Raw genomic sequence first — 25,019 nt, 5'->3', positions numbered from 1 at the left:
TTAAGCCTGTTCCAACGAGGTTTCAACACGGGTGGCATTGGCCGGGATTTTCCCTGCCGCGACCAGACGCTTGTGCTGCTCGGCTTCGATACGTTCGATCGTTTCAACCGGAACCATATAGCCCTGGTCGTCACGTGCAGCGTGGATCACGAAGTAGACAACAGTGCCTACCAGGCTCGCGATGGCCAGCCACCAGATGTGCCAGATCATGGCAAAACCGAAGACGGTCAACAGTGCGCCCATCACCACGCCAGTGGCGGTGTTGTTCGGCATGTGAATCGGCTCGTACTTGGCCGGACGCTGGTACGCAGTACCGTCTTCCTTGGCTTCAGTGAACGGGTCGATGCAGTCAGCTTTTGGCAGCACAGCGAAGTTGTAGAACGGCGGAGGCGACGAGGTCGACCATTCCAGAGTGTGTGCATTCCACGGGTCACCGTGATCGCAAATGTTCTCTGGCTTGTTGCGGTCACGCACACTGACGTACAGCTGAATCAGTTGGCAGGCGATACCGACAGCGATCATCACCGCACCGAACATGGCAACGTACAGGTACGGTACCCACTCAGGGTTGGTGGTGGCGTTCAGACGACGGGTCATGCCCATGAAGCCCAGTGCATAGAGCGGCATGAACGCGACGAAGAAGCCGGAGATCCAGAACCAGAACGCTGCTTTACCCCAGCCTTCGTGCAGCTTGAAGCCGAACGCTTTCGGGAAGTAGAACGCGAAACCTGCGATGTAACCGAATACCGCACCGCCGATGATCACGTTATGGAAGTGCGCGATCACGAACAGGCTGTTGTGCAGAACGAAGTCAGCACCCGGGATGGCCAGCAGTACGCCGGTCATGCCGCCGATAGCGAAGGTCACCATGAAACCCAAAGTCCACAGAACCTGGCTGGTGAAACGCAGACGGCCCTGGTAGATGGTGAACAGCCAGTTAAATAGCTTCACACCCGTCGGGATGGAAATCAGCATCGTCGCCAGACCGAAGAAGGCGTTGACGCTTGCACCCGAACCCATGGTGAAGAAGTGGTGCAGCCAAACCATGAAGCCCAGTACCGAGATCGCGCCCGAGGCGTAGATCATCGAGTGGTGGCCGAACAGTTTCTTGCCGGTGAACGCCGAGATCACTTCCGAGAAGATGCCGAATGCCGGCAGGATCAGGATGTAAACCTCAGGGTGGCCCCACGCCCAGAACAGGTTGACGTACATCATTGGATTGCCACCAAGTTCATTGGTGAAAATGTGGAAATCCATGTAACGGTCAAGGGTCAGCAGTGCCAGGGTAGCGGTCAGGATCGGGAACGAAGCCACGATCAGAACGTTTGCCCAGGTGCAGGTCCAGGTGAAGATCGGCATGTCCATCAGTTTCATGCCAGGGGTACGCATTTTCAGTACGGTCGCGAGGAAGTTAACCCCGGTTAACGTCGTACCTAACCCGGATAACTGTAGCGCCCAGATGTAGTAGTCCATGCCCACGCCAGGGCTGTACTGCAGACCCGACAGCGGTGGATAAGCAACCCAACCGGTCTTGGCGAATTCGCCAACGCCCAGGGACAGGTTGATCAGCACAACGCCGGACACCAGCAGCCAGAAGCTCAGGGAGTTCAGGAACGGGAACGCAACGTCACGCGCGCCGATCTGCAGCGGCACTGCAAGGTTCATCAGGCCGGTGAAGAATGGCATCGCCATGAAGATGATCATGATCACACCGTGAGCGGTGAAGATCTGGTCATAGTGTTCAGGTGGCAGGTAGCCAGGCGAACCCTCGGTGGCCATGGCCAACTGGGTACGCATCATGATGGCGTCGGCAAAACCGCGCAGCAGCATGACCATGGCGACGATGATGTACATCACGCCGATTTTCTTGTGGTCAACCGAAGTCAGCCACTCGGTCCACAAGTACGTCCACTTCTTGAAGTAGGTGATTGCAGCGAACAGCGCCAGACCACCGAGGGCGATCATGGCGATGGTCACCATCACGATCGGCTCGTGGAATGGGACTGCTTCCCAACTTAATTTACCAAACATCGTTTACTCCTCTGCCCCGGCAGCTGAATGCGAACTCGAGTCAATTTCCGTGGCCGCCACTTCTTTCTCTTTCTTCTCGTGCTTCAGCGGCTTGCCCGGCTTCATACCTTCGTACTTGTCGACGATGATCTGGAACTGGTTCGGCGTGACCGAGGAGTAGAGCTCGACTGGGTTGTTCTGGCTTGGCTTGGCAAGGGCTGCGTATTCAGCTTGATCAAGCTGTTTAGGTGACTTCTTGACTTCACTTACCCAGGCGTCGAAATCTTCCTGAGTGGTGGAAATAGCTTTGAACTTCATGCCGGTGAAACCCGCGCCGCTGTAGTTGGCGGAGATACCGTCCATTTCAGCGTTACGGTCAGCGATCAGGTGCAGCTTGGTCTGCATGCCCGCCATCGCGTAGATCTGGCCGCCCAGCCCCGGGATGAAGAACGAGTTCATCACAGCGTCAGAGGTGATCTTGAAGTTGATTGGCGTGTGCGCCGGGAACACGATCTTGTTGACCGTGGCGATGCCTTGTTCCGGGTAGATGAACAGCCACTTCCAGTCCAGCGCGACCACTTCGATGGTCACAGGCTTGACGTCGGATTCGATCGGACGATACGGATCCAGCTCGTGAGTCGAGATGTAAGTGATGTAACCCAGGGCAATGATGATCAGAACCGGGATGCTGCCACACCGCCACTTCGATTTTGGTCGAGTGCGACCATTTCGGGGTGTAGACGGCGTTCTTGTTCGACGCGCGGTATTTCCAGGCGAACAGGAAGGTCATGACGATAACCGGCACAACGACCAACAGCATCAGCAGGGTCGCGGTGATGATCAGGTTGCGCTGTTCCAGGCCGACCTGGCCCGTTGGATTGAGCAAGGTCATGTTGCAGCCTCCCAGCAACAACGTGCCGAGCAGCGGCACTAGGCCTAGTAATCTGGGGTACCTGTTTTTACTCATCTCACGACCTCTAAAGCAGCTTGCGCAATGCAGTTGGGTTTTGATCGCCAACACTTCACCCTGCCAAGGGTTGGCATTTTCTTTGGATTGAATAAGGGCCGCCCGTCTCGCGTCAGACGCTCGACAAATCCTGGGACAGCGGTGAGTTCTTATTCGAATTCGTGGTCAAAGGCCTAGTTACAGACCAATTCCATTTGGTGCGGAAAGTTGGAAGGCACCGACACCTGGGTGTCTTGGAAGCCTAACGACTCACTCGACACCCGACTTCCTGCTCGCCTCCTTAATAAAGGCTGAACAGTGCCGGGAATTCAGTGCGGGCGATTGTAGATAGGTAGCGCCCTATACACCATGTCTTATCCCGAAATAATTTTTATCCGTTCGAGCAACAATCCATCGCCATTTTTGCAAAAGTTCCGCATGTTATCGAAATCGATTCTCAACAAAAACACCAAAAATTGTAGGTCTACACGCCTCAGTTCAGACAGCTCTGATGGCTTTTTCCCACGTCGATATCAGCGTAAAGCCCGACAACACAAGGGCTCTGGCCATTTGCCAGAGCGTGTTAAAACTGCCTGTTCGAGCGTTTGTGCTTAAAAGCAGAAAATTGCCGAAACAGACCAATGTTTTTGTGTAACAGGAGGCCAATCCAGCCCCTCGCGAAGCCCTGCGACACACCGCGTGTGACAACATGTCGCACACCTGTCGCACCCTCCGTTGCCGTTCGTCACGGTGTTTTCACAAAGTCTCTGAAATGCAAAACGCCCCGATTTACTGATCCGCAAATCGAGGCGTTTTCTGTATCGGCTTACTTGCCGAATAGTTGACTCAGCGCAGTGCCTTGCGGTTACGCGAGGTCAGCAGCGGCACCAGAATCACCACCAGCACGAACGCCACCAGCGCCCATTGCGCCAGCGACAGGCCGAGGATCGGCGGGTACGGCGTCGAGCAGAAACCGTCGACCTGAAAGCCCAGCGGGAAGATCTTCGCCAGCGGCAGATCATCGACAATCGGCTGCAGCACATCGATGCCGCAGCTCACTGCCGGATAGAACTGCGTGTACACGTGGTGCCCGGCAACAGCCGCGCCGGCCAGTGCGCAAATCACCACCAGCACTTCGAACACGGTGATGCTGCGACGCGTGCGCATGGCCGCGCCGATGAACGCGAAGATCGCAATCAGCAGCAACGCATAACGCTGCAAGATGCACAGCGGGCATGGCGCTTCACCGAGCACGATCTGCATGTACAACGCCCCACCGATCAGCGCCAGGCAGATGATGCCCAACAGCACCAGAAAGCGCCGCTCACGTCCCAACCGCATTGTTTCCTCGCTCATCGCGTTTCCCTTGTATGTCCATGGTTCAGCCGGCGTGCGGCTGAAAGTTGTCGCAAGTCTACACCGGGGGAATAAACGATAAAGCGGTTAAGGAACCATTAACCTTTTAAACAGGGTGCACAAATACAGACCGCATAACGGCCTTCGCGAGCAAGCTCGCTCCCACAGTTTGAAATGCATTCCAAGTGTGGGAGCGGGCTTGCTCGCGAAGGGGACAACTCGGTCTCAGATCATTCCAAAGCCGAAGCCGGCCCGAAGAACTCGTAACGGCTCTGCTGCTCCGGCACACCCAGCGCTTTCAGGTGACGCTTGATCGCGCCCATGAACCCCTTCGGCCCAAGGAAGTAAGCATCGACATCACGCTGTTCCGGCAACCACTCGCCCAATTGCTCCAGGCTCAACATGCCGACCTTGTCCGCCGCCGGGCTAACGCCATCGTCTTCGGCGTAGCAGTAGAAACGCTTGAGCTGCGGATGACGCGCCGCCAAGCCATCGACCCAGTCGCGGAACGCATGCACGCCGCCATTGCGCGCGCAGTGGATAAAGTGCACCGGACGCTCGGTTTCCAGCGCCGCTTCGAGCATCGCCAATGTTGGCGTAATACCCACACCGCCACTGATCAGCACCAGCGGTTTATCGCTGGCCGTCAGGGTGAACTCGCCCGATGGCGGGAACAGCTGAATGCTCGCGCCGACGTGCAGTTGATCGTGCAAGTGATTCGACGCACGGCCACCCGGTTCACGTTTCACGCTGATGCGGTACTGACCTTTGTTGGCCAGCGCCGACAGCGAGTAGTTGCGGCGGATTTCTTCGCCATCGAGGATCAACTTCATGCCGATATACTGACCCGGCTCAGCCGCCAGAATCGCGCCTTTGTCGGCAGGTTCGAAGTAGAACGAGATAATTTCCGCGCTCTCTTCAACCTTGGCCGCGACGATGAAGTCGCGCGCCCCACGCCAGCCGCCTACTGCGTGTTCTTTCTCGTCGTAGATGGCTGTTTCTGCACCGATCAGAATGTCGGCCAGTTGACCGTACGCCGCGCCCCACGCGCTCATCACTTCCGGGGTGGCGATTTCGTCACCGAGCACTTCAGAGATCGCCCGCAGCAGGCAGGTACCGACAATCGGGTAGTGCTCCGGCAGAATCTGCAGGGCCACATGCTTGTTGATGATCTTCGCCACCAGATCGCCCAACTGATCAAGCTGATCAATGTGGCGGGCGTACATCAAAACCCCGTTGGCCAGAGCACGCGGTTGATCGCCGCTGGCTTGGTGCGCCTGATTAAACAGAGGGCGTACTTCCGGATATTCAGAGAGCATCATGCGATAGAAGTGCGTGATCAGCGCTTCCCCGCCACTTTCCAGCAGAGGCACGGTGGATTTGACGATGGCACGATCCTGGACGCTAAGCATAAGAGTGACTCCTGAGCTTCTTGAAAAAGTTATCTGAGTCATATCAGTTTCCGTGCCAACTTTTTAATCCCTATAAATCAATGGCTTGAGAAATACGTAGTCATAACGACTCAAAGGGTTTTATAGTCATCGCGACTACATCTTGTCTTTTTGACTACAAGACCATGACTGCCAAATCTCTGCTTACCGCTCTACTGCCATTAGTCTCCGACCTGTCTCGCGAACTGCCCGAGGGCGAGCGTTATCGACGCTTGCTCGAAGCCATGCGCGCCCTGCTGCCGTGCGATGCCGCCGCGTTGTTGCGCCTCGACGGTGAATCGCTGGTGCCGCTGGCAGTCGATGGTTTGAGTACCGACACCCTTGGCCGCCGTTTTAAGGTCAGCGAGCACCCGCGCTTCGAAATCCTTCTGGCCGGTGCCGGGCCAACGCGTTTCGCCGCCGACAGCGACTTGCCCGATCCTTATGACGGTTTGGTCGATGGGCTCGACGAACATCTGGAAGTCCACGACTGTCTCGGCTGCCCGCTGTTTGTCGATGAAAAACTCTGGGGGCTGATCACCCTCGACGCGCTCGATCCGGAGCGTTTCGAGCCGATTGAACTGGATGCTCTGCAAGCGTTTGCCAGTCTGGCCTCGGCCACGGTCAACGCGGCCGAGTGCATCGAACGACTGGCGATTCGCGCGGAGGACGAGCATCAGCGCGCCGAGGTGTACCGCCAAGCCAGCGGTCAGCAAAACCGCGAAATGATCGGCCAGAGCAAAGCGCTCAAACGCTTGGTGGAGGAGATCAACCTGGTCGGCGGCAGCGATCTGACTGTGCTGATCACTGGCGAAACCGGAGTCGGCAAAGAGCTGGTGGCGCAAGCGATCCACGCCGCCTCCCCGCGCGCCGAGAAACCGATCATCAGCCTCAACTGCGCCGCACTGCCGGACACCTTGGTGGAAAGCGAATTGTTCGGCCATGTCCGCGGCGCGTTCACCGGCGCCACCAGCGACCGTCGTGGCAAGTTTGAACTGGCCAATGGCGGCACGCTGTTTCTCGATGAAGTGGGTGAACTGTCGCTGACGGTGCAGGCCAAGTTGCTGCGGGTGTTGCAGAGCGGGCAGTTGCAGCGTTTGGGCTCGGATAAAGAGCATCAAGTCGACGTGCGTTTGATCGCCGCGACCAACCGCGATTTGGCCGAGGAAGTACGCAGCGGTCGCTATCGTGCCGACTTCTATCACCGTATGAGTGTGTACCCGCTGCGTGTGCCGGCGCTGCATGATCGTGGGCGGGATGTGTTGTTGCTCAGCGGTTTCTTTCTGGAGCAGAACCGTTCGCGCATGGGCCTTAATAGCCTGCGTCTGAACAGCGATGCGCAGGAAGCGCTGCTCGCTTATACCTGGCCCGGCAACGTGCGCGAGCTGGAGCATTTGATTGGGCGCAGTGCGTTGAAGGCGTTGGGTAACTGCAAGGTGCGGCCGAAGATTTTGAGTTTGAGTGCAGCGGATCTGGATTTGCCGCGTGAGGTTGTGGATAACTCTGCCGCCGCGGCTGCCGATGTTGTCGCGACGGCGCCGTTGATTAACGGTGATTTGCGCAGTGCGACTGAGGAGTATCAGCGGCGGTTGATCAGTGCGGCACTGGAGCGGAATCAGGATAACTGGGCGAGCGCGGCGCGGGAATTGGGGCTGGATCGGGCGAATCTTGGGCGGATGGCTAAGCGGTTGGGGATGAAGAGCTAAAGGCAGACCCTCACCCCAGCCCTCTCCCGGAGGGAGAGGGAGCCGACCGAGATGTCTTGCATCATCCATCGACCTGAAACATTGAGTCGATTGTGGATTCAGCAGAGCACGTTCAGGTCGGCGGAATTCTACAATATCCCCCAATCGGCCCCCTCTCCCTCTGGGAGAGGGCTGGGGTGAGGGGCTCTGATCTGACCGCAGACTCTGAATCCAACCCCCACCCGACAACTGACCTAAAGCCCCACCCCTTAACGCCGATAACCCGGCATCAATAGTTCTTGGCGATCCACCCTCGCCCACCACCTTTTTCCACAGAAGGTTTATATGTCTTCCACCAAAGCCCGCGCAGATTCACTTTCGCTTCTGCTGTTTACCTTGCGCAGCGGCAAGCTGATGGCGATCAACCTGCTGAAAGTCAGTGAAATCATCCCCTGCCCGCCACTGACCAAACTCCCGGAATCACATCCGCACGTCAAAGGCATCGCCACGCTGCGCGGTAATTCGCTGTCGGTGATCGACCTCAGCCGCGCGATCGGCGAACGACCGCTGGAAGACCCGGACGGCGGCTGCCTGATTGTCACCGACGTCAGCCGTTCCAAGCAGGGCCTGCACGTGCAAGCCGTGAGCAAAATCGTCCACTGCCTGACCACCGACATCAAACCCCCACCGTTCGGCTCCGGCGGCCCGCGCGCTTACATCACCGGCGTGACCTCGGTGGACGGCACGCTGGTGCAGGTGCTCGACATCGAAAAAGTCATCCACAGCATCGCCCCGGCGCAGATCGAAATGGCGCCGACCGACCTGACCATGGAAGACGCCGAAGTCCTCGGTAACGCACGGATTCTGGTGGTCGACGACAGCCAGGTCGCGCTGCAACAATCGGTGCACACCCTGCGTAACCTCGGCCTGCAATGCCACACCGCGCGCAGCGCCAAGGAAGCCATCGACTGCCTGCTCGACCTGCAAGGCACGGCGCAGCAGATCAACCTGATCGTCTCCGACATCGAAATGTCCGAAATGGACGGCTACGCCTTCACCCGCACCCTGCGCGAAACCCCGGACTTCGCCCACCTCTACGTGCTGCTGCACACCTCGCTCGACAGCGCGATGAACAGCGAAAAAGCGCGGCTGGCGGGTGCGAATGCGGTGTTGACCAAATTCTCCTCGCCGGAACTGACCCAGCGTTTGATCGAAGCGGCCAAGCACGTCGCTGCGCACGGGCAGTGAGTGTTGAGCGAGACGTATTGTTTTCTGATGCGGCGCGACTTGGCTGAAGTCGTGCCGGATGTGCAATGGCCCTCAGGCATCGACATTTCCGTATACCGCGCAGAACTGGCGCCAGCGGTGCATCACCTGATGCAACTCGGTTACCGCGAGGGCGGTGGCCGGGTGCCGATGCTCGATGAATGGCAGCAACGCTTTGAGCGCGATCCGGAATACGACCCGACCTTGTGCTTTATTGCCTGCGATGGCGAAGGGGTTGTCGGTGTGGCGCAGTGCTGGACGAGTGCCTATATCAAGAATCTGGTGGTGCACCCTCGGGCGCAGGGCCGAGGATTGGGCCGGGCGTTGCTGGTGAATGCGTTCAAGGTGTTTCAGCAACGGCGCGAAGGGTTTGTTGATTTGAAGGTGCTGGAAGACAACCTGCGGGCGCAGCGCTTGTATGAAAGTGTCGGGATGTATGTAGTCCGCCGGGAATTGGTGCCCGACCTGTAAAGTCAAAAGATCGCAGCCTTCGGCAGCTCCTACAGATGTTCGCGATCCCCTGTAGGAGCTGCCGAAGGCTGCGATCTTTTGACGATAACCTAAGCAACAAAACTGCAGAGGCAGACTCCAAGCTTGGCCACCCACACCAAGGACGCCCAATCATGAAAGCCCTCACCCTCAGCCTCCTCTGCCTCACCGCCCTAGCCTCCCAGGCCCAAGCCTCAAGCCCCGACGCCTGGGCCGCCTACGATAAAACCGTCCTCGCCAGCTGCACCAAAGCCAGCGGTCTCAAAACCCCAAAACCCGTGGGCAGCCCCGCGCAATTCGATGACCGCGTCGGCTACACCGCCGTGCTGCTGCAAGGCACCTACCCGCAAAAACACATGAAAGGCCAGCAAGGCACCGAGCTGTGCCTCTACAACAAACAGTCGAAAACCGCGTTCGTCACCGAGTGGGACTCGATCCGCCCGCCCGCCAAAACCCAGTGAGTGGCGCACAACTTGCTTCGATTCAGGTCAGCGCGGTGGTTTTCCGTCACCGTTTAATGCCCTGAATCGCGACTGGCCGTTCAATGAATACAACGTTTTCCTGCGTAGGCTGCGGCAAATGCTGCACCGACCACCACGTCCCCCTGACCCTGGCCGAAGCCCGCATGTGGGCGGCGGACGGTGGTCAAGTGATCGTGTTGGTCGAGGCCTTTCTCGGCAACGGACTCGGCTTGCCAACGCAGCAACGCGAGCACGCCGAACGTCGCTCGGCGGTGGTACGCAGCGGCGCGACCGCTGCGCACGTGGCAATCACCTTCGCCGCGTACAACGTCGGGCCTTGCCGGAATCTTGACGAAGACAAGCTCTGCCGCATCTACGAGCGCCGACCATTGGTGTGCCGCATTTATCCGGCGGAAATCAACCCGCATATCCCGCTCAATCCCTCCGCCAAAGATTGCCCGCCAGAGTCTTGGGAACAAGGGCCGGCGTTGATTGTTGGCGGTGAGTTGGTGGATCAGGAACTGGTCGAATTGATTCAGCGCTCACGCCAGGCGGATCGTGATGACATTCGGCTCAAGGATGCCATTTGCGCGACGTTGGGGATTCGTACCACGGCGTTGAAGGGCGACGGCTTTACCGCGTATCTGCCGAACATGAGCGCGTTCGCGTCGGTGATTGATCAAGTGATCGAACAACCGCTGAACAAGGCGCAGAGTGAATGGTTGTTTCATGTGTCCGGGGAGGACATTGCCGGGCAAGTGCTGGCGGCCGGGGCTCAGGTGGTGACAGAGCCGGCGCAGACGTATGCGTTTATTTCGTTGCGGGCGGCTTGATGCGGGAGTTGCGCTGGGGCTGATGGCGCCTTCGCGAGCAAGCCCGCTCCCACAGGGTTTTGTGCCGTACACAAATGATGTGAACACCCGAGAAACCTGTGGGAGCTGGCTTGCCAGCGAAGAGGCCCGCCCGATCAAGCAAATCTGACTCAGCGCTTACCCATCGACCGACGCGTACCCGGCGGGGCCATGCCCGGGGTTTTGGTGTGGCCGTTCTTGGCGCCGTTCTTGTACCACGGCTGATTCGAGTCCTTGCCAGCCGCCAATTCGCCGGGCTTGAACGGGAACTTGAACGCCGGGATCGCAGGCTTGGTTTCGCTGACGTCGGTCAGATCGGCCGGGACATCGCTGATAGCGTCGTCAACCGGCGGTTGGGTCGGGGAAGTCATGAAAGCTCCGGAAAGCAAAAAGTCGGGCCCGAACAGTGAGCCGCGAAGGCGCGCAGTATACCTGTGCGCCATGGCTCGGCACCTGAAGATTTGCAGTGCGCGCCGAACGGCTTGCAGAGCAGTCAGTCCCTTTTTGGGACTGATCGGTCCCTTTTGGGACTGCTTAACAACGCTGACCGGTAGAGATGTGTTGCCCGATCCGACGTCTTCGCGAGCAGGCTCGCTCCCACAGGTCGGACGCCTTTCAAGGTGGGAGCGAGCTTGCTCGCGAAGAACGATGACGCGGTATCAGGACGAGTTACATTTGCGGATCAACCCGATCCAGTGCCCGGTTTACCGCCAATTCGGCAAGCATGACGATCTGCTGGATAGCCAACGCCGTGCTGCGTTGCGGGCGGCTGAGCTGATCGGCGAAATCGCCGGCCATCACGTTGGCCGAGGCCAGGGATTCGCAGGCGTGAGCGAGCAGGCTTTCAGTGTCGATGTTCGGGTGGACGAGGAACATCGTGCTCGGCAGGCGCGGTTTTATCGGGTCGGGGCTGAGGTAGAAATCGAGGGCGCGTTTGATGGCTTCGCGGTTTTTGATCTGGTCGTCGGCGCGGATGGCGTCTTCGAGGGGGGTTGTTGTTTCGAAGGGGGGATCGGGTACGGGCTTAGTCATGGAATCGGTTCTCACTGATCGGAGCCAACCAATTGCCGTTTCTCACGCGACGTATTGGGTGGCAGCTATGTGCAGGGTGAGAAACCGGGTAAGAACCACCACTTCCGGCCGAACCGAAGTTCGCCCGCACACAGCCGCCATAGAAATGCAGGCAGCAATGAACTGGCGGCAATTATGACGATACTGCAGGTGGAATAATACTTAGCCCGGGTTCTCACACCCGATCGCCGAGTTTTCGGCGACAAGCCAAGACTAGAGAGCGCGCGTCCGACGGACAACCTGAAAACCTTGTGGGAAGGTTCCGTTGAAATTACACAAAACTAAACAGCCAAAAAGCAAACCCTCACCCTAGCCCTCTCCCAGAGGGAGAGGGGACTGATCGAGGTGTGTGGGCGAGGTACGCCGACGTGCAATACCGAGTCGAACACACATTCTGAAAAGCCCAAAAATCGGCCCCCTCTCCCTCGGGAGAGGGCTGGGGTGAGGGGCAGCAACAACACAAATCAAAAGCCAGCCACGCCCCGCTCTTCACCACTCAATAGGCCGAGTGTCAGCTCGCCTGCTCTTGATCTTGATCCACGGGCGACGTCGGAAGGCTGAGTGGAGGGATTGATCCGGGGGTGGGAGCGCAGCGACCGTTTGGCGCAGCCAAACACAGCGAGAGGAGGTGCAGCGAAGCAAACCGTAGGCGCTGCCCCCCGGATCGATCCCGGAGCGAAGGAACCCCGAGCCCCAGCGAGCGGGCCGCACGTAGGAGCAAGCGTTTTTGGTTACTTTTGAGGCGTTTGTCAAAAGTGACCCGCCGTAAGGGCGGAACCGTAATCAGCAACACCCGCAACAACGGATATGTACCCAACGAAACTGACAGCGCCGACAGCTAGCCGTCACCCTCCTGACCCCCAAACAAGTTTATAAAGACCCTAACCCTGCCCAAAATCCGTCCGGCGCCCGACCCGCATGCGAATCCAAAAGAACAAAGCCCTGCTCGCCACCCTATTGATCGTCCTCGCAGGCGCAGGTCTGTGGTACGCCCTGAAACCCGCCCCGACCAAACTCGCCACCCCCACAGCAATCCCCGTGCGAGTCATAGCGGTCAGCGAAAAAGACGTCCCCCGCTACACCAGCGGCATCGGCTCCGTCCTCTCCCTGCACAGCGTTGTAGTGCGCCCACAAATCGACGGCATCCTCACCAAAATCCTCGTCAAAGAAGGCCAACTCGTCAAAACAGGCGACCTCCTGGCCACCATCGACGACCGCTCCATCCGCGCCAGCCTCGACCAGGCCCGTGCTCAACTGGGCGAAAGCCAGGCACAACTGCAAGTCGCCCTGGTCAACCTCAAACGCTACAAACTGCTCACCGTCGACGACGGCATCTCGAAACAGACCTACGACCAACAACAAGCCCTGGTCAACCAATTGAAGGCCACCGCCCAAGGCAACCAGGCCTCCATCGATTCCGCACAAGTACAACTTTCCTACACGCAAATCCGCTCCCCGGTCACCGGCCGCGTCGGTATTCGTACAGTCGACGAAGGCAACTTCCTGCGCATGACCGACACCGCCGGCTTGTTCACCGTCACCCAGATCGACCCGATCGCCGTCGAATTCTCCCTGCCCCAGCAAATGCTGCCGACCCTGCAAGGCCTGATCAACGATCCACAGCGCGCACAGGTCAAGGCCTACATCGGCGCCGACACCGATGGTGAAACCGGCAACCTGCTCGGCGAAGGTCACCTGACCCTGATCGACAACCAGATCAACGCCAACACCGGCACCATCCGCGCCAAAGCCGAATTCGACAACGCCAGCCAGAAGCTCTGGCCCGGTCTGCTGGTCACGGTAAAAATTCAGACAGCCCTCGACAAAGATGCGCTGGTCGTGCCACCCACCGTCGTACAACGTGGTCTCGACCAACACTTCGTTTACCGCGTGAATGGCGACAAGGTTGAAGCCGTGCAGGTGCAGATGGTTTACCAAGGCAGCGGTCAGGACATCATCAAAGGCGTGAGGGCCGGTGACGTGCTGGTCACCGACGGCCAGTCGCGGCTCAAACCCGGTTCCACCGTGCAAGTCATGACTGAGCCTGCGCAGGTGGTGCAAACGGAGCCGAAACCATGAAGGCGCACAAGGGCGTCTCCACGTGGTGCATCGATCACCCGGTCGCCACAATCCTGCTGACCATCGCTCTGGTGCTGGTCGGTTTGATTGCCTTCCCGCGCCTGCCCATCGCCCCACTGCCGGAAGCGGAATTTCCTACAATTCAAGTCTCCGCGCAGTTGCCCGGCGCCAGCCCCGATACCATGGCTTCATCCGTGGCCACGCCGCTGGAGGTGCAATTCAGTGCCATCCCCGGCATGACCCAGATGACCTCGAGCAGTGCGCTGGGCTCAAGCCTGTTGACCCTGCAATTCACCCTCGACAAAAGCATCGACACTGCCGCGCAAGAAGTCCAAGCCGCGATCAACACCGCCGCCGGCAAACTGCCCAAGGACATGCCGACGCTGCCAACCTGGAAGAAGGTCAACCCGGCCGACAGCCCGGTGCTGATCCTCAGCGTCAGCTCGACACAAATGCCCGGCACTGAACTCAGCGATCTGGTGGAAACCCTGCTCTCGCGTCAGATCAGTCAGATCGACGGCGTAGGACAAATCAACATCACCGGCCAGCAACGTCCGGCGATCCGCGTACAAGCCTCGGCGGACAAACTGGCGGCGATTGGCCTGACCCTCGCCGACATTCGTCTGGCGATCCAGCAGACCAGCCTCAACCTCGCCAAAGGTGCGCTGTACGGCGAGTCGAGCATCTCGACGCTGTCGACCAACGACCAGTTGTTCCACCCCGAGGACTACAGCCAACTCATCGTTTCCTACAAGGATGGCGCCCCGGTTCACCTGCGCGATGTCGCCAAAGTCGTCAACGGTTCGGAAGATGCCTACGTGCAAGCGTGGGCCGGTGACCAACCCGGGGTGAACCTGGTGATCTCGCGCCAACCCGGCGCCAACATCGTTGAAACCGTCGACCGCATTCAAGCCGCCCTGCCCGGCCTCGAAGCGATGCTGCCGGCCTCGGTGCAAGTGAAAACCCTGATCGACCGCACCCAGACCATTCGCGCCTCACTGCATGAGGTCGAAATCACCCTGTTGATCGCGATCATGCTGGTGGTCGCGGTGATGGCGCTGTTCCTGCGCCAGCTGTCGGCGACCCTGATCGTGTCGGCAGTGCTCGGCGTGTCGCTGATCGCCAGTTTCGCCTTGATGTACATCCTCGGCTTCAGCCTGAACAACCTGACGCTGGTGGCGATCGTGGTGGCAGTGGGGTTTGTGGTCGACGATGCGATCGTGGTGGTGGAGAACATCCACCGCCATCTGGAGGCCGGCGATGACATGCGCGAAGCGGCGATCAAGGGCGCCGGCGAGATCGGCTTCACCGTGGTCTCGATCAGTTTCTCGCTGGTGGCGGCGTTTATTCCGCTGCTGTTCATGGGCGGTGTGGTCGGGCGACTGTTCAAGGAATTCGCCCTGACCGCAACCTCGACCATCATGATTTCCGTGGTGGTGTCGCTGACTTTGGCGCCAACGCTGGCCGCGCTGTTCATGCGCAAACCGGTGCACCACGCCCACGACAAACCGGGCTTCAGCGAACGTCTGCTCGGCTGGTACGAACGAGGCCTGCGCCGCGCCCTCGCCCATCAGAAATTGATGATCGGCGTGTTCGGTTTGTCGCTGGCGCTGGCCATCGGCGGTTACATCTTTATCCCGAAAGGTTTCTTCCCGGTGCAGGACACCGGTTTCGTCCTCGGCACCACCGAAGCTGCGGCGGATATTTCCTACGGCGACATGGTGAAAAAACACCTGGCGATGGCCGAAATCGTCGCCGCCGATCCGGCCGTGCAGGCGTTTTCCCATTCGGTCGGTGTCTCCGGCAGCAACCAGACCATCGCCAACGGCCGCTTCTGGATCGCCCTGAAAAAACGCGGCGACCGCGACGTCAGCGCCAGCCAGTTCATCGACCGTATCCGCCCGCAACTGATGAAAGTCCCCGGCATCGTCCTCTACCTGCGCGCAGGCCAGGACATCAACCTCAGCTCCGGCCCGAGCCGCGCGCAGTACCAATACGTGCTGAAGAGCAACGACGGCGCGACCCTCGCAACATGGACGCAGCGCCTGACTGAAAAACTGCGCAGCAACCCGGCGTTCCGCGACATTTCCAACGATCTGCAACTAGGCGGCAGCATCACCCACATCAGCATCGACCGCAGCGCCGCCGCGCGTTTCGGCCTGACCGCCAGCGACGTCGACGAGGCGCTGTACGACGCCTTCGGTCAACGTCAGATCAACGAATTCCAGACTCAGGTCAACCAGTACAACGTGATTCTGGAGCTGGACACCAAGCAGCGCGGCAAGGCCGAAAGCCTCAACTATTTCTATCTGCGCTCACCGCTGAGTGGCGAGATGGTGCCGCTGTCAGCGCTGGCCAAATTCGATGCGCCGACCATTGGCCCGTTGTCGATTGCCCACGACGGCATGTTCCCCGCCGCCAACCTGTCGTTCAATCTCGCGCCCGGCGTGGCCTTGGGTGATGCGGTGATTCTGCTCAATCAGGCCAAGGCCGAGATCGGTATGCCGACGGCGATCAGCGGCAATTTTCAGGGTGCGGCGCAGGCGTTCCAGAGTTCGCTGGCCAGTCAGCCGTGGCTGATTCTCGCGGCGCTGGTGGCGGTGTACATCATTCTCGGCGTGCTTTATGAAAGCTTCGTACACCCGCTGACGATCATTTCGACGCTGCCGGCGGCAGGTTTGGGCGCGGTGATCATGCTGTGGATCTGCGGCCAGGACTTTTCGATCATGGCCTTGATCGGGCTGGTGTTGCTGATCGGTATCGTCAAGAAGAACGGCATCCTGATGATCGACTTCGCGCTGGAGGCGCAGCGCCATCGAGGCCTGTCGCCGCAGGATGCAATTTTCGAGGCGTGCATCACGCGGTTCCGGCCGATCATCATGACCACCCTCGCCGCCCTCCTCGGCGCGCTGCCGCTGATGCTCGGTTACGGCACCGGCGCCGAACTGCGCCAGCCGCTGGGGATCGCGGTGGTGGGCGGTTTGCTGGTCAGCCAGATGCTGACGTTGTTTACCACTCCGGTCATATACTTGTGGCTCGAGCGACTTTTCCATAGACCCAAACCTGCGCCCCAGCCGGCGTTGGCGACCACAGACTGAGGCAGGGTCATGCGCGTTCTGATTATCGAAGACGAGGAAAAAACCGCGGATTATCTGCACCGCGGTCTGACGGAACAGGGTTACACCGTGGATCTGGCCCGCGACGGCATCGAGGGTCTGCACCTGGCGCTGGAAAGCGACTACGCGGTGATCGTCCTCGACGTCATGTTGCCGGGCCTCGATGGCTTCGGCGTGCTGCGCGCATTGCGTGCGCGCAAGCAAACCCCGGTGATCATGCTCACCGCCCGCGAGCGCGTCGAAGATCGTATCCGAGGCTTGCGCGACGGTGCCGACGATTACCTCGGCAAACCGTTTTCCTTCCTCGAACTGGTCGCACGCTTGCAAGCGTTGACCCGACGCAGTGGCGGCCATGAACCGGTGCAGGTGAGCATTGCCGACCTGTGGATAGATTTGATCAGCCGCAAGGCGACCCGCGCCGGTACGCGACTGGATCTGACCGCCAAGGAATTTTCGCTGCTGAGCGTCCTCGCCCGCCGCCAAGGTGAAATCCTTTCGAAAACCGCCATCGCCGAAATGGTCTGGGACATCAATTTCGACAGCGACGCCAACGTCGTCGAAGTCGCAATCAAGCGCCTGCGCGCCAAGCTCGACGGGCCGTTCGACGAGAAACTGCTGCACACCATTCGCGGCATGGGTTATGTGCTGGAGAGCCGTGGTGTCCAGTAACTCGATTGCCCTGCGTCTGAGCGGGATGTTCACGCTGGTGGCGCTGCTGGTGTTTCTGTTGATCGGCGGCGCGCTGTATCAACAAGTCGATAAAGGCTTGGGGTTGCTCCCGGAAGCCGAACTCGATGCGCGTTACAGCGTGCTCGAATCCACGGTCGGCCGCTTCGGCACGCCCGAGCACTGGGTGAAGATCAACAACAAACTCAAGCTGCTCGGTGAAGAAGACAAGCGCATCAGTTTCTGGATCAGCAGCGGCGATCCGCAATACGAATACGGCAACCTCACGCCCCAAATCCGCGAGATCACCAATGGCCCTTTGGGCACGCGCGATCTGCAATTGCCGGGGCAGCCTTATCCACTGAAAGTGCTGGTAAGTGAGTTTCCGGCCAAAGATCAGCGCCCGCCGCTGCGCTTTATGATCGGCATCGACACCGATACGTTTCATGAGACTCAGCACAACCTGTTGATCGCGTTGATCGGGCTGGCGATTGTCGGTGTGTTGATGGCTTCGGCGCTGGGTTATTGGGTGGCGCGGATTGGTTTGAAGCCGTTGATCAAACTCTCCCACGAAGCACAGCGACTGGCACCGCCGCTGAGGGCTGGGCGCTTGCGTTTGTCGCCGCTGCCACCGGAACTGGAGCAGTTTGTCGACTCGTTCAACTCGACGCTGGAGCGGGTCGAACTGGCCTATTCGCGGCTGGAATCGTTCAACGCTGACGTCGCTCATGAGTTGCGTTCGCCGCTGACCAATCTCATCGGCCAGACCCAAGTGGCGCTGACCCGTGGGCGCTCTGCGGAACATTATTTCGAGGTGCTGCAATCCAATCTGGAAGAGCTGGAACGGCTGCGTTCGATCATTAACGACATGTTGTTTCTGGCCAGTGCGGATCAGGGTAATAAGGCGACCAAGCTCACCTCGACTTCGCTGGCGGATGAGGTGGCGACGACGCTGGAGTATCTGGATTTCATTCTTGAAGATGCGCAGGTTCAGGTGCAGGTCAGCGGTGATGCGCTGGTGCAGATTGAAGTCGCGCATTTGCGCCGGGCGTTGATCAATTTGCTGAGTAATGCGGTGCAGCATACCGAGGCGGGTCAGGTGATTGAGGTGCGGATTGAGGTTGAAGAACATCAGGTGAGTATAGGTGTGGCCAATCCGGGATCGCCGATTGCCAGTGAGCATTTGCCGCGGTTGTTCGAGCGCTTTTATCGGGTCGATGCGTCGCGCAGTAACAGCGGCAATAACCATGGGTTGGGGCTGGCGATCGTCAAGGCGATTGCGCTGATGCATGGTGGGGATGTGTTTGTGCGCAGTGATCGGGGGATGAATACTTTCGGGATTTATTTGCCGGTCTGAAAAGCCCCTCACCCTAACCCTCTCCCAGAGGGAGAGGGGACTGATTGGGGGATGCTGCAGATGTGCACCGACCTGATCTTGATTCACCGAATCCATAATCGACTCGATCTTTCAGGTCGATGTACAACGCCAGACACCTCGGTCAGCTCCCTCTCCCTCCGGGAGAGGGCTGGGGTGAGGGGCTTTTGACTGGCATTGAAATATCCAGTCGAACTCAGGCTTTGAAGAGCATGGAGATCTACTCCCTTCCCCCTCGCCCCCTTGGGGGAGAGGGCTGGGGTGAGGGGGTGATCTTTGCTTTTGCTGTAACAGTCATTTATGAAAATCGCGCTGTTTCCCATCGCTCGGCAACCTTATCTTTGCCCGCACCAAACAGCACACTCGCCAAGCGAGAAGGTTTTCAAGATGTCCAACAGTATGGGTATTGCCAGCGCTTTCGTTTTGTCCTCATTGATCCTGTCGCCGATGGCGATGGCTGAAGAATCCCACGCGTTCGTGGCGCAGAACTCTGCCCGCGCTCAAGCGTATGACCAGCATCAGGCAGAAATGATGGCCAAGGCCAAAGACGCCACGCAGGCCCCTCAGGCTGCAACTTCCCAGGCTCAATCGCTGGAAAAAGACAGCTGAGTCGCGCACCGCTCCGTTTCCCTCGACGCGGTTGTTTGGCTCTTCCCGTTCAACCGTCGTCATTCCAGGCCGCTGCCTTTCAGCGGCCTTTTTTCGTTGTGGTCTGAAAGCCGTTTGGTTCGTCTGTAACAACAAGAAACATCGAGCGCCTCAAAACATAGCGGCGCCAGTTGACCCAAGGAGCTCCATTGCACGTGCGTTACCCAGTCCGTTTCACTCCGTTGTTCATTGCAATTGCCGCAACGATTGCCCCCGCCGTTCACGCCGACGAGCCTGCGAAAGAAGGTTTCATCGAAGGCTCAAGCCTCAACCTCAACGCCCGCAACTACTACATGAATCGCAACCGCTTGCAGCAGGCGGACGACAACATTGAGTGGGGCCAAGGCTTTCTCGGGATCTTCCAGTCGGGTTACACCGAAGGCACGGTCGGTTTCGGCATCGATGCCCACGCCATGCTTGGCCTGAAACTCGACGGCGGTGGCGGCACGGACGGCTCGAGCATCCTGCCGATCAGCGATGGCAACGGCAAAGCGCCGGGCTCGTTCTCAACAGCGGGCGGTACGTTGAAAATGCGTGCGTTCGATACCGAGTTGAAGGCCGGTGATCTGTTCCTCAGCAACCCGGTGATCGCGGGCGGTGACACGCGCATGCTGCCGCAGACGTTTCGTGGTGTCAGTCTGAGCAACCACAGCTTCGACGGCTGGTTGATCGAGGGCGGTCAGGCGAGTTTCACCAAGCCGTACAACCAGAGTGGTCACACACGCATCGGCACCTCTTACGGGACGTTGGCCGAGGGCGACGAAAGCCAGCATCTGAACTGGGCTGGCGTGGCGTGGAGCGGTGTCGAGGGTTTGACCAGCAGCCTGTACGCGTCCGAACTCAAGGACATCTGGAACCAGTACTACTACGACCTGGATTACACCTGGCAGTTGAACGATCTGGTCAGCCTCAACCCGGGCCTGCACTTCTATCACACGCAAGACACCGGCGATGCGCTGCTCGGCGACATCGACAACAACACCTACAGCCTGCATTTCACCGTCGGTATTGGCAGCCACAGCGTTACGGCGGCGTATCAGCGGGTCAACGGCAATACGCCGTTCGACTACATCAGTCAGGGCGACAGCGTTTATCTGGATAACTCGCAGCAGTACTCGGACTTCAACGGCCCGAACGAACGCTCGTGGAAGCTCAAGTACGCCTATGATTTTGCCGGTGTGGGTTATCCGGGGCTGACGTCAGCGGTGTCGTACTCGCGCGGGACGGTGGATTTGACCAAGGTTGATCCGGATAGCCAGGGTTACTCGAACTGGTACAGCGCCGAGGGTCGCAATGCCAAGCATTGGGAACGTGATATCGATTTGAAGTACGTGGTGCAAAGTGGCCAGGCCAAAGACCTCGCGGTGCGCCTGCAATGGGCGACCAACCGTGGTGGCAATGGTTACGGCGCGATTGATACCGACACCGACGAATACCGCGTGATCATCGACTACCCGATCAACGTCTTCTAAGATCAGTTAACACTGAACCTGTAGGAGCTGCCGAAGGCTGCGATCTTTTGATCCTGATTTTTAAAAACAAGATCAAAAGATCGCAGCCTTCGGCAGCTCCTACGCTTAGAAGATCCCCTCAACCGATAATCCGATCATGATCGCGAGCCGTACCCCTCCCGTTTCGGGCAAGACCGGACGCCCCGAGCTGCTGCTGATCTGCGGCAGTTTGCTCAGCGTGATCGCGATTTTATCAATCGTCACTTTTCTGCTGATTCGCGAGCACGCCAACGCTCGGCAATCCGCCACCCGCAGTGCGACCACCATCGCCCAGTTGATCGACGCCGACGTGCTGCGTACCGTCGAACTCTACGACCTGTCCCTGCAAGGTTTGATCGCTGCCGCCCAGCGCGATGACCTGCAAAATGTTTCGCCCGAGATCCGCCATCTGGCGCTGTTCGACCGCTCCACCACTGCGCGCTTCAAGGGCGATATTCTGCTGCTCGACAAACACGGCGATGTCCTTGCTGACTCCTCAAGAGTCGAACCGAAACCGGGCAACTTCGCCGACCGCGATTACTTCCTCGCCCACGCTTTCAACCGCGATGTCGGCATGTTTATCAGCCGACCGTTCAAGACCCGTTGCGACTGCGACGAAGCCAATCAATGGCGAATCAGTTTCAGCCGACGCATTTCCTCGGACACCGGCGAATTTGTCGGGGTGGCGGTGGCGTCGATGAAGCTCGACTATTTCGATCAACTGTTCAAAAGCCTCGACATCGGCAAGGGCAGCACACTGAACATCATCGACGATGACGGTGTGCTGCTGGCGCAGAAGCCCTATCTGCAAAGCGACTCGATCGGTAAGAGCTTCGGCAACCGGCCCAATGTCATCCGGATTTTGCGCGACAAGGATGGCAAAGGCAGTTTCAGCAGCACGTCGAGCATGGATCATCAGCAGCGCCTCTACACCTATTCGCGGGTGGGCAATTTACCGCTGACGGTGATGGTCGCGCTGTCCAGCGATGAGGTGTTTGCGACGTGGCGGCGTACGGCGATGCTGATCAGTGGCGCCACTGGGGTGTTGTGTCTCGGTTTGTTGTGGCTGACCTGGCTGCTCGCCCGCGAACTGCGCCGACGTCAGCGCGCTGAACGTGAACTGGCGCAACTGGCCGCCACCGATGCGCTGACCGGTGTCGCCAATCGTCGGATGCTTGATCAATCACTGCGTCACGAGTGGTTCCGCGCGCAGCGTTCGGGCAAACCGATGTCGGTGATGATGATCGACGCCGACCATTTCAAGGCGTTCAACGACCAGCACGGGCATCAGGCCGGGGATCAAGCGTTGAAGGCGTTGGCCAAGGTGATTACGGACAATGTGCGGCGACCGGCGGATCTGGTGGCGCGGTATGGCGGCGAGGAGTTTTCGGTGATTCTGGCTGAGACCGATAGCCAGGGCGCGCAGCAGATTGCCGAGCATATTCGGCAGGCGGTGGAGCAGTTGCCGTGGGTTGCAGGGGCTGATCGGCCGATGACGGTGAGTATCGGCATTGCGACGTGGACGGCGGCGAGTGAGATGACGCTGGAGCAGTTGTTGTTTGTGGCGGACAAGGCGTTGTATCAGGCGAAGGAAGGTGGGCGCAATCGGGTGGTGGTGGCTGCCTGAAGATCAAAAGATCGCAGCCTTCGGCGGCTCCTACAGGTGATCGCATTCCAGTGTAGGAGCTGCCGAAGGCTGCGATCTTTGGCTTTTTAAAGAGAATAAAAAAAGGCCATCCGAGGATGGCCTTCAAAAAACTAGAGAGGTTTTTTACTTACACCGCCGCAACCGGGCGCATGTAAGAGATTGGTGCGGTGCTGGCGTCATCGAACGTCACCACTTCCCAAGCATCTGTTTGCTCAATCAACTTGCGCAACAGCTGGTTGTTCAGTGCATGACCGGACTTGAAGCCTTTGAACTCACCAATCAGGCTGTTACCCAAAAGGTACAGGTCGCCAATGGCATCGAGGATCTTGTGCTTCACGAATTCGTCTTCATAGCGAAGGCCGTCTTCGTTCAGTACGCCATCGGCATCGACCACGATTGCGTTTTCAACGCTGCCGCCGAGTGCGAGGTTGTGCTTGCGCAGGTACTCGATATCACTCATGAAACCAAAGGTACGGGCGCGGCTGACTTCTTTTACGAACGAAGTGCTGGAAAAATCCACGCTTGCACTTTGGGTGCGGTCACGGAAAACCGGGTGATCGAAATCGATCTCGAAGCTCACCTTGAACCCTTCGAAAGGGACGAAAGTGGCGCGCTTGTCGCCGTCTTCCACTGTCACTTCACGCAGGATGCGGATGAATTTCTTGGCGGCGTCCTGTTCTTCCAGGCCTGCCGATTGAATCAGGAATACGAAGGGTCCAGCGCTGCCATCCATGATCGGGACTTCGGACGCGGAGAGCTCGACGTAGGCGTTATCGATGCCCAGGCCAGCCATGGCCGAGAGCAAGTGCTCTACCGTGTCCACTTTGACGTCGCCATTGATCAGCGTCGTCGACATAGTGGTTTCACCGACGTTTTCCGCGCGGGCAGGGATCTGCACCACAGGGTCGAGGTCAGCGCGACAAAACACAATGCCAGTGTCGACAGGCGCAGGCTTGAGGGTCAGATAGACCTTCTCACCGGAGTGCAGGCCTACACCTGTGGCACGGATAATATTTTTCAGTGTGCGTTGTTTAATCATGGCTTGGGCCGCTTCAGCGCAAATTGCGAACTGGTATCAACAAAGGCTGGCGATAATAGCAGACCGAGCCTTTGCTGAACACCAATCACCTTCATAGCCCTGATACATTCCATCAATCGGCCTGACGACGCAGGAATGCCGGGATGTCCAGGTAGTCCAGGTCATCTTGCGGATTCATCTTCGCGGCAGCCGCAGCACCGGCCTGAGCCTGGTTGCGCATGACGGTCGGACGATCCAGATCACGGTAATTTACCGCTGGCGCTTCCTGACGGGTCGGAGCCGGTTGTTGTACCTGAGCGGTCGACATCGAGGTATGAACGGTATTGTCGATAACCTTCACAGGCTTCTCGATTTTTGCGCCCAGACCGGTAGCAACCACAGTCACGTGCAGCTCGTCGCGCATGTCCGGATCGATAACGGTACCGACTTTGACCATCGCGTGCTCGGAAGCGAAGGCTTCGATGATGCTACCCACGTCGGAGTACTCACCCAGAGACAGGTCAGGACCGGCGGTGATGTTCACCAGGATGCCGCGTGCGCCTTGCAGGTTCACGTCTTCCAGCAGCGGGTTGCGGATCGCCGCTTCAGTGGCTTCACGTGCACGGTTCGGACCGCTGGCGCAGCCAGTGCCCATCATCGCCATGCCCATTTCGCTCATCACGGTACGCACGTCGGCGAAGTCGACGTTGATCATGCCCGGACGCTTGATGATGTCGGAGATACCGCGAACGGCACCTGCCAGTACATCGTCAGCCTTGGCGAAAGCCGACAGCAGGCTGGCGTCTTTACCGAGGATGGTCAGCAGCTTCTCGTTAGGAATAGTGATCAACGAGTCGACGCTTTCGGACAGCATGCGGATGCCTTCATCGGCGATCTGCATACGCTTGCGGCCTTCAAACGGGAACGGACGAGTCACGACCGCAACGGTCAGAATGCCCATTTCCTTGGCCACTTCGGCGATGATCGGTGCAGCACCGGTACCGGTACCGCCGCCCATGCCAGTGGTGATGAACACCATGTTGGTGCCCTGCAGCACTTCGGCAATACGCTCGCGGTCTTCCAGAGCAGCCTGACGGCCGACTTCCGGGTTCGCGCCGGCGCCGAGGCCTTTGGTCACGCCAGTGCCCAGTTGCAGGATGGTACGTGCGCCGATGTTTTTCAGCGCTTGAGCATCGGTGTTGGCGCAGATGAATTCAACGCCTTCGATGTTGCTCTTGACCATGTGGTTGACAGCGTTGCCGCCGCCACCGCCGACACCGATAACTTTGATTACCGGGCTTGCGGGGATGTTGTCTACGAGTTCGAACATTTTCCCTCTCCTTACATTCTCTAGTTTTTTTCGCCTACTGCATGTTTGTTGCGGTGCATCTACTGCTACTGCTTGCCGCTCGAA

19 protein-coding genes and 1 pseudogene are annotated in these 25,019 nt (G+C 58.7%); 12 read left to right on the top strand and 8 right to left on the bottom strand.

All coding sequences use genetic code 11. The features are described 5' to 3' along the window. From cyoB to hmpA, 4 genes and pseudogenes are all read right to left on the bottom strand, one after another. A complete protein-coding gene (cyoB, locus tag ACZZ0D_RS01880; protein ID WP_053123588.1) occupies positions 1-2,031 on the bottom strand; it encodes a cytochrome o ubiquinol oxidase subunit I in 2,031 nt (676 codons plus the stop codon). A gap of 3 nt (positions 2,032-2,034) precedes the next feature. Next, positions 2,035-2,977: pseudogene (cyoA, locus tag ACZZ0D_RS01875) on the bottom strand (ubiquinol oxidase subunit II). Positions 2,978-3,802: 825 nt separating this feature from the next. Then, positions 3,803-4,312, bottom strand: a complete 510-nt coding sequence (locus ACZZ0D_RS01870) for a disulfide bond formation protein B (protein WP_053123590.1) — start codon at positions 4,310-4,312, stop codon at positions 3,803-3,805. 230 nt (positions 4,313-4,542) lie between these two features. Beyond that, positions 4,543-5,724 (bottom strand): NO-inducible flavohemoprotein, encoded by a 1,182-nt coding sequence (hmpA, locus tag ACZZ0D_RS01865; protein WP_212548779.1) that lies wholly within the window; start codon positions 5,722-5,724, stop codon positions 4,543-4,545. A gap of 164 nt (positions 5,725-5,888) precedes the next feature. Here hmpA and norR point away from each other — a divergent pair, with 164 nt between their 5' ends. The 5 genes from norR (at position 5,889) to ACZZ0D_RS01840 (ending at position 10,476) form a co-directional block, all read left to right on the top strand. Further along, the gene (norR, locus tag ACZZ0D_RS01860) at positions 5,889-7,448 is read left to right on the top strand and encodes a nitric oxide reductase transcriptional regulator NorR (RefSeq protein WP_463552317.1); all 1,560 of its coding nucleotides are present in this window, start codon (positions 5,889-5,891) and stop codon (positions 7,446-7,448) included. A 324-nt stretch (positions 7,449-7,772) separates the two neighbouring features. Next, positions 7,773-8,675 carry a chemotaxis protein CheW gene (locus tag ACZZ0D_RS01855; RefSeq protein ID WP_463552316.1) on the top strand — a complete coding sequence of 301 codons (903 nt, stop codon included), beginning with the start codon at positions 7,773-7,775 and terminating at the stop codon, positions 8,673-8,675. A gap of 27 nt (positions 8,676-8,702) precedes the next feature. Next, positions 8,703-9,164: a GNAT family N-acetyltransferase gene (locus ACZZ0D_RS01850; protein WP_463552315.1), complete on the top strand. Its 462-nt coding sequence runs from the start codon at positions 8,703-8,705 to the stop codon at positions 9,162-9,164. A 152-nt stretch (positions 9,165-9,316) separates the two neighbouring features. Next, the gene (locus ACZZ0D_RS01845) at positions 9,317-9,643 is read left to right on the top strand and encodes a hypothetical protein (RefSeq protein ID WP_282354300.1); all 327 of its coding nucleotides are present in this window, start codon (positions 9,317-9,319) and stop codon (positions 9,641-9,643) included. An 83-nt stretch (positions 9,644-9,726) separates the two neighbouring features. Next, positions 9,727-10,476: a YkgJ family cysteine cluster protein gene (locus ACZZ0D_RS01840; RefSeq protein ID WP_463552314.1), complete on the top strand. Its 750-nt coding sequence runs from the start codon at positions 9,727-9,729 to the stop codon at positions 10,474-10,476. Between the two features lie 149 nt (positions 10,477-10,625). Here the strand turns inward: ACZZ0D_RS01840 and ACZZ0D_RS01835 are convergent, their stop codons facing one another. Continuing rightward, positions 10,626-10,865, bottom strand: a complete 240-nt coding sequence (locus tag ACZZ0D_RS01835; protein WP_053123604.1) for a hypothetical protein — start codon at positions 10,863-10,865, stop codon at positions 10,626-10,628. Positions 10,866-11,163: 298 nt separating this feature from the next. Next, positions 11,164-11,526: a DUF6124 family protein gene (locus ACZZ0D_RS01830; protein ID WP_426619177.1), complete on the bottom strand. Its 363-nt coding sequence runs from the start codon at positions 11,524-11,526 to the stop codon at positions 11,164-11,166. 957 nt (positions 11,527-12,483) lie between these two features. Between ACZZ0D_RS01830 and ACZZ0D_RS01825 the strand changes: the two genes are divergently transcribed. The 7 genes from ACZZ0D_RS01825 to ACZZ0D_RS01795 all read left to right on the top strand — a co-directional run bounded on the left by ACZZ0D_RS01825 (position 12,484) and on the right by ACZZ0D_RS01795 (position 22,566). Beyond that, on the top strand, positions 12,484-13,644 hold the full coding sequence (locus ACZZ0D_RS01825) for an efflux RND transporter periplasmic adaptor subunit (RefSeq protein WP_400755331.1): 1,161 nt from the start codon (positions 12,484-12,486) through the stop codon (positions 13,642-13,644). After that, positions 13,641-16,742 carry a multidrug efflux RND transporter permease subunit gene (locus ACZZ0D_RS01820; RefSeq protein ID WP_426619175.1) on the top strand — a complete coding sequence of 1,034 codons (3,102 nt, stop codon included), beginning with the start codon at positions 13,641-13,643 and terminating at the stop codon, positions 16,740-16,742. Before ACZZ0D_RS01825 ends, ACZZ0D_RS01820 begins: the two co-directional genes overlap by 4 nt. Positions 16,743-16,751: 9 nt before the next feature. Further along, positions 16,752-17,429 carry a heavy metal response regulator transcription factor gene (locus ACZZ0D_RS01815; RefSeq protein ID WP_053123617.1) on the top strand — a complete coding sequence of 226 codons (678 nt, stop codon included), beginning with the start codon at positions 16,752-16,754 and terminating at the stop codon, positions 17,427-17,429. Further along, positions 17,419-18,783, top strand: coding sequence for a heavy metal sensor histidine kinase (locus ACZZ0D_RS01810; RefSeq protein ID WP_053123619.1), 1,365 nt, complete (start codon positions 17,419-17,421; stop codon positions 18,781-18,783). The genes ACZZ0D_RS01815 and ACZZ0D_RS01810 overlap by 11 nt, the downstream gene beginning before the upstream one ends. Positions 18,784-19,188: 405 nt before the next feature. Next, the gene (locus ACZZ0D_RS01805; protein WP_053123621.1) at positions 19,189-19,410 is read left to right on the top strand and encodes a hypothetical protein; all 222 of its coding nucleotides are present in this window, start codon (positions 19,189-19,191) and stop codon (positions 19,408-19,410) included. 194 nt (positions 19,411-19,604) lie between these two features. Continuing rightward, entirely contained in the window at positions 19,605-20,921 is a 1,317-nt protein-coding gene (locus ACZZ0D_RS01800) for an OprD family porin (RefSeq protein ID WP_463552313.1), read from the top strand. A 136-nt stretch (positions 20,922-21,057) separates the two neighbouring features. Then, the gene (locus ACZZ0D_RS01795; RefSeq protein WP_463552312.1) at positions 21,058-22,566 is read left to right on the top strand and encodes a sensor domain-containing diguanylate cyclase; all 1,509 of its coding nucleotides are present in this window, start codon (positions 21,058-21,060) and stop codon (positions 22,564-22,566) included. A 148-nt stretch (positions 22,567-22,714) separates the two neighbouring features. Here ACZZ0D_RS01795 and lpxC read toward each other — a convergent pair whose 3' ends face one another. After that, entirely contained in the window at positions 22,715-23,626 is a 912-nt protein-coding gene (lpxC, locus tag ACZZ0D_RS01790; protein ID WP_008082763.1) for a UDP-3-O-acyl-N-acetylglucosamine deacetylase, read from the bottom strand. 112 nt (positions 23,627-23,738) lie between these two features. Beyond that, the gene (gene ftsZ, locus ACZZ0D_RS01785) at positions 23,739-24,935 is read right to left on the bottom strand and encodes a cell division protein FtsZ (RefSeq protein ID WP_053123624.1); all 1,197 of its coding nucleotides are present in this window, start codon (positions 24,933-24,935) and stop codon (positions 23,739-23,741) included. Positions 24,936-25,019 lie beyond the last annotated feature (84 nt).

The organism is Pseudomonas sp. AC193 (genome assembly GCF_979258075.1).
The sequence above is the reverse complement of the archived record's forward strand: the minus strand, read 5'-3'. Positions and strand labels throughout refer to the sequence as shown.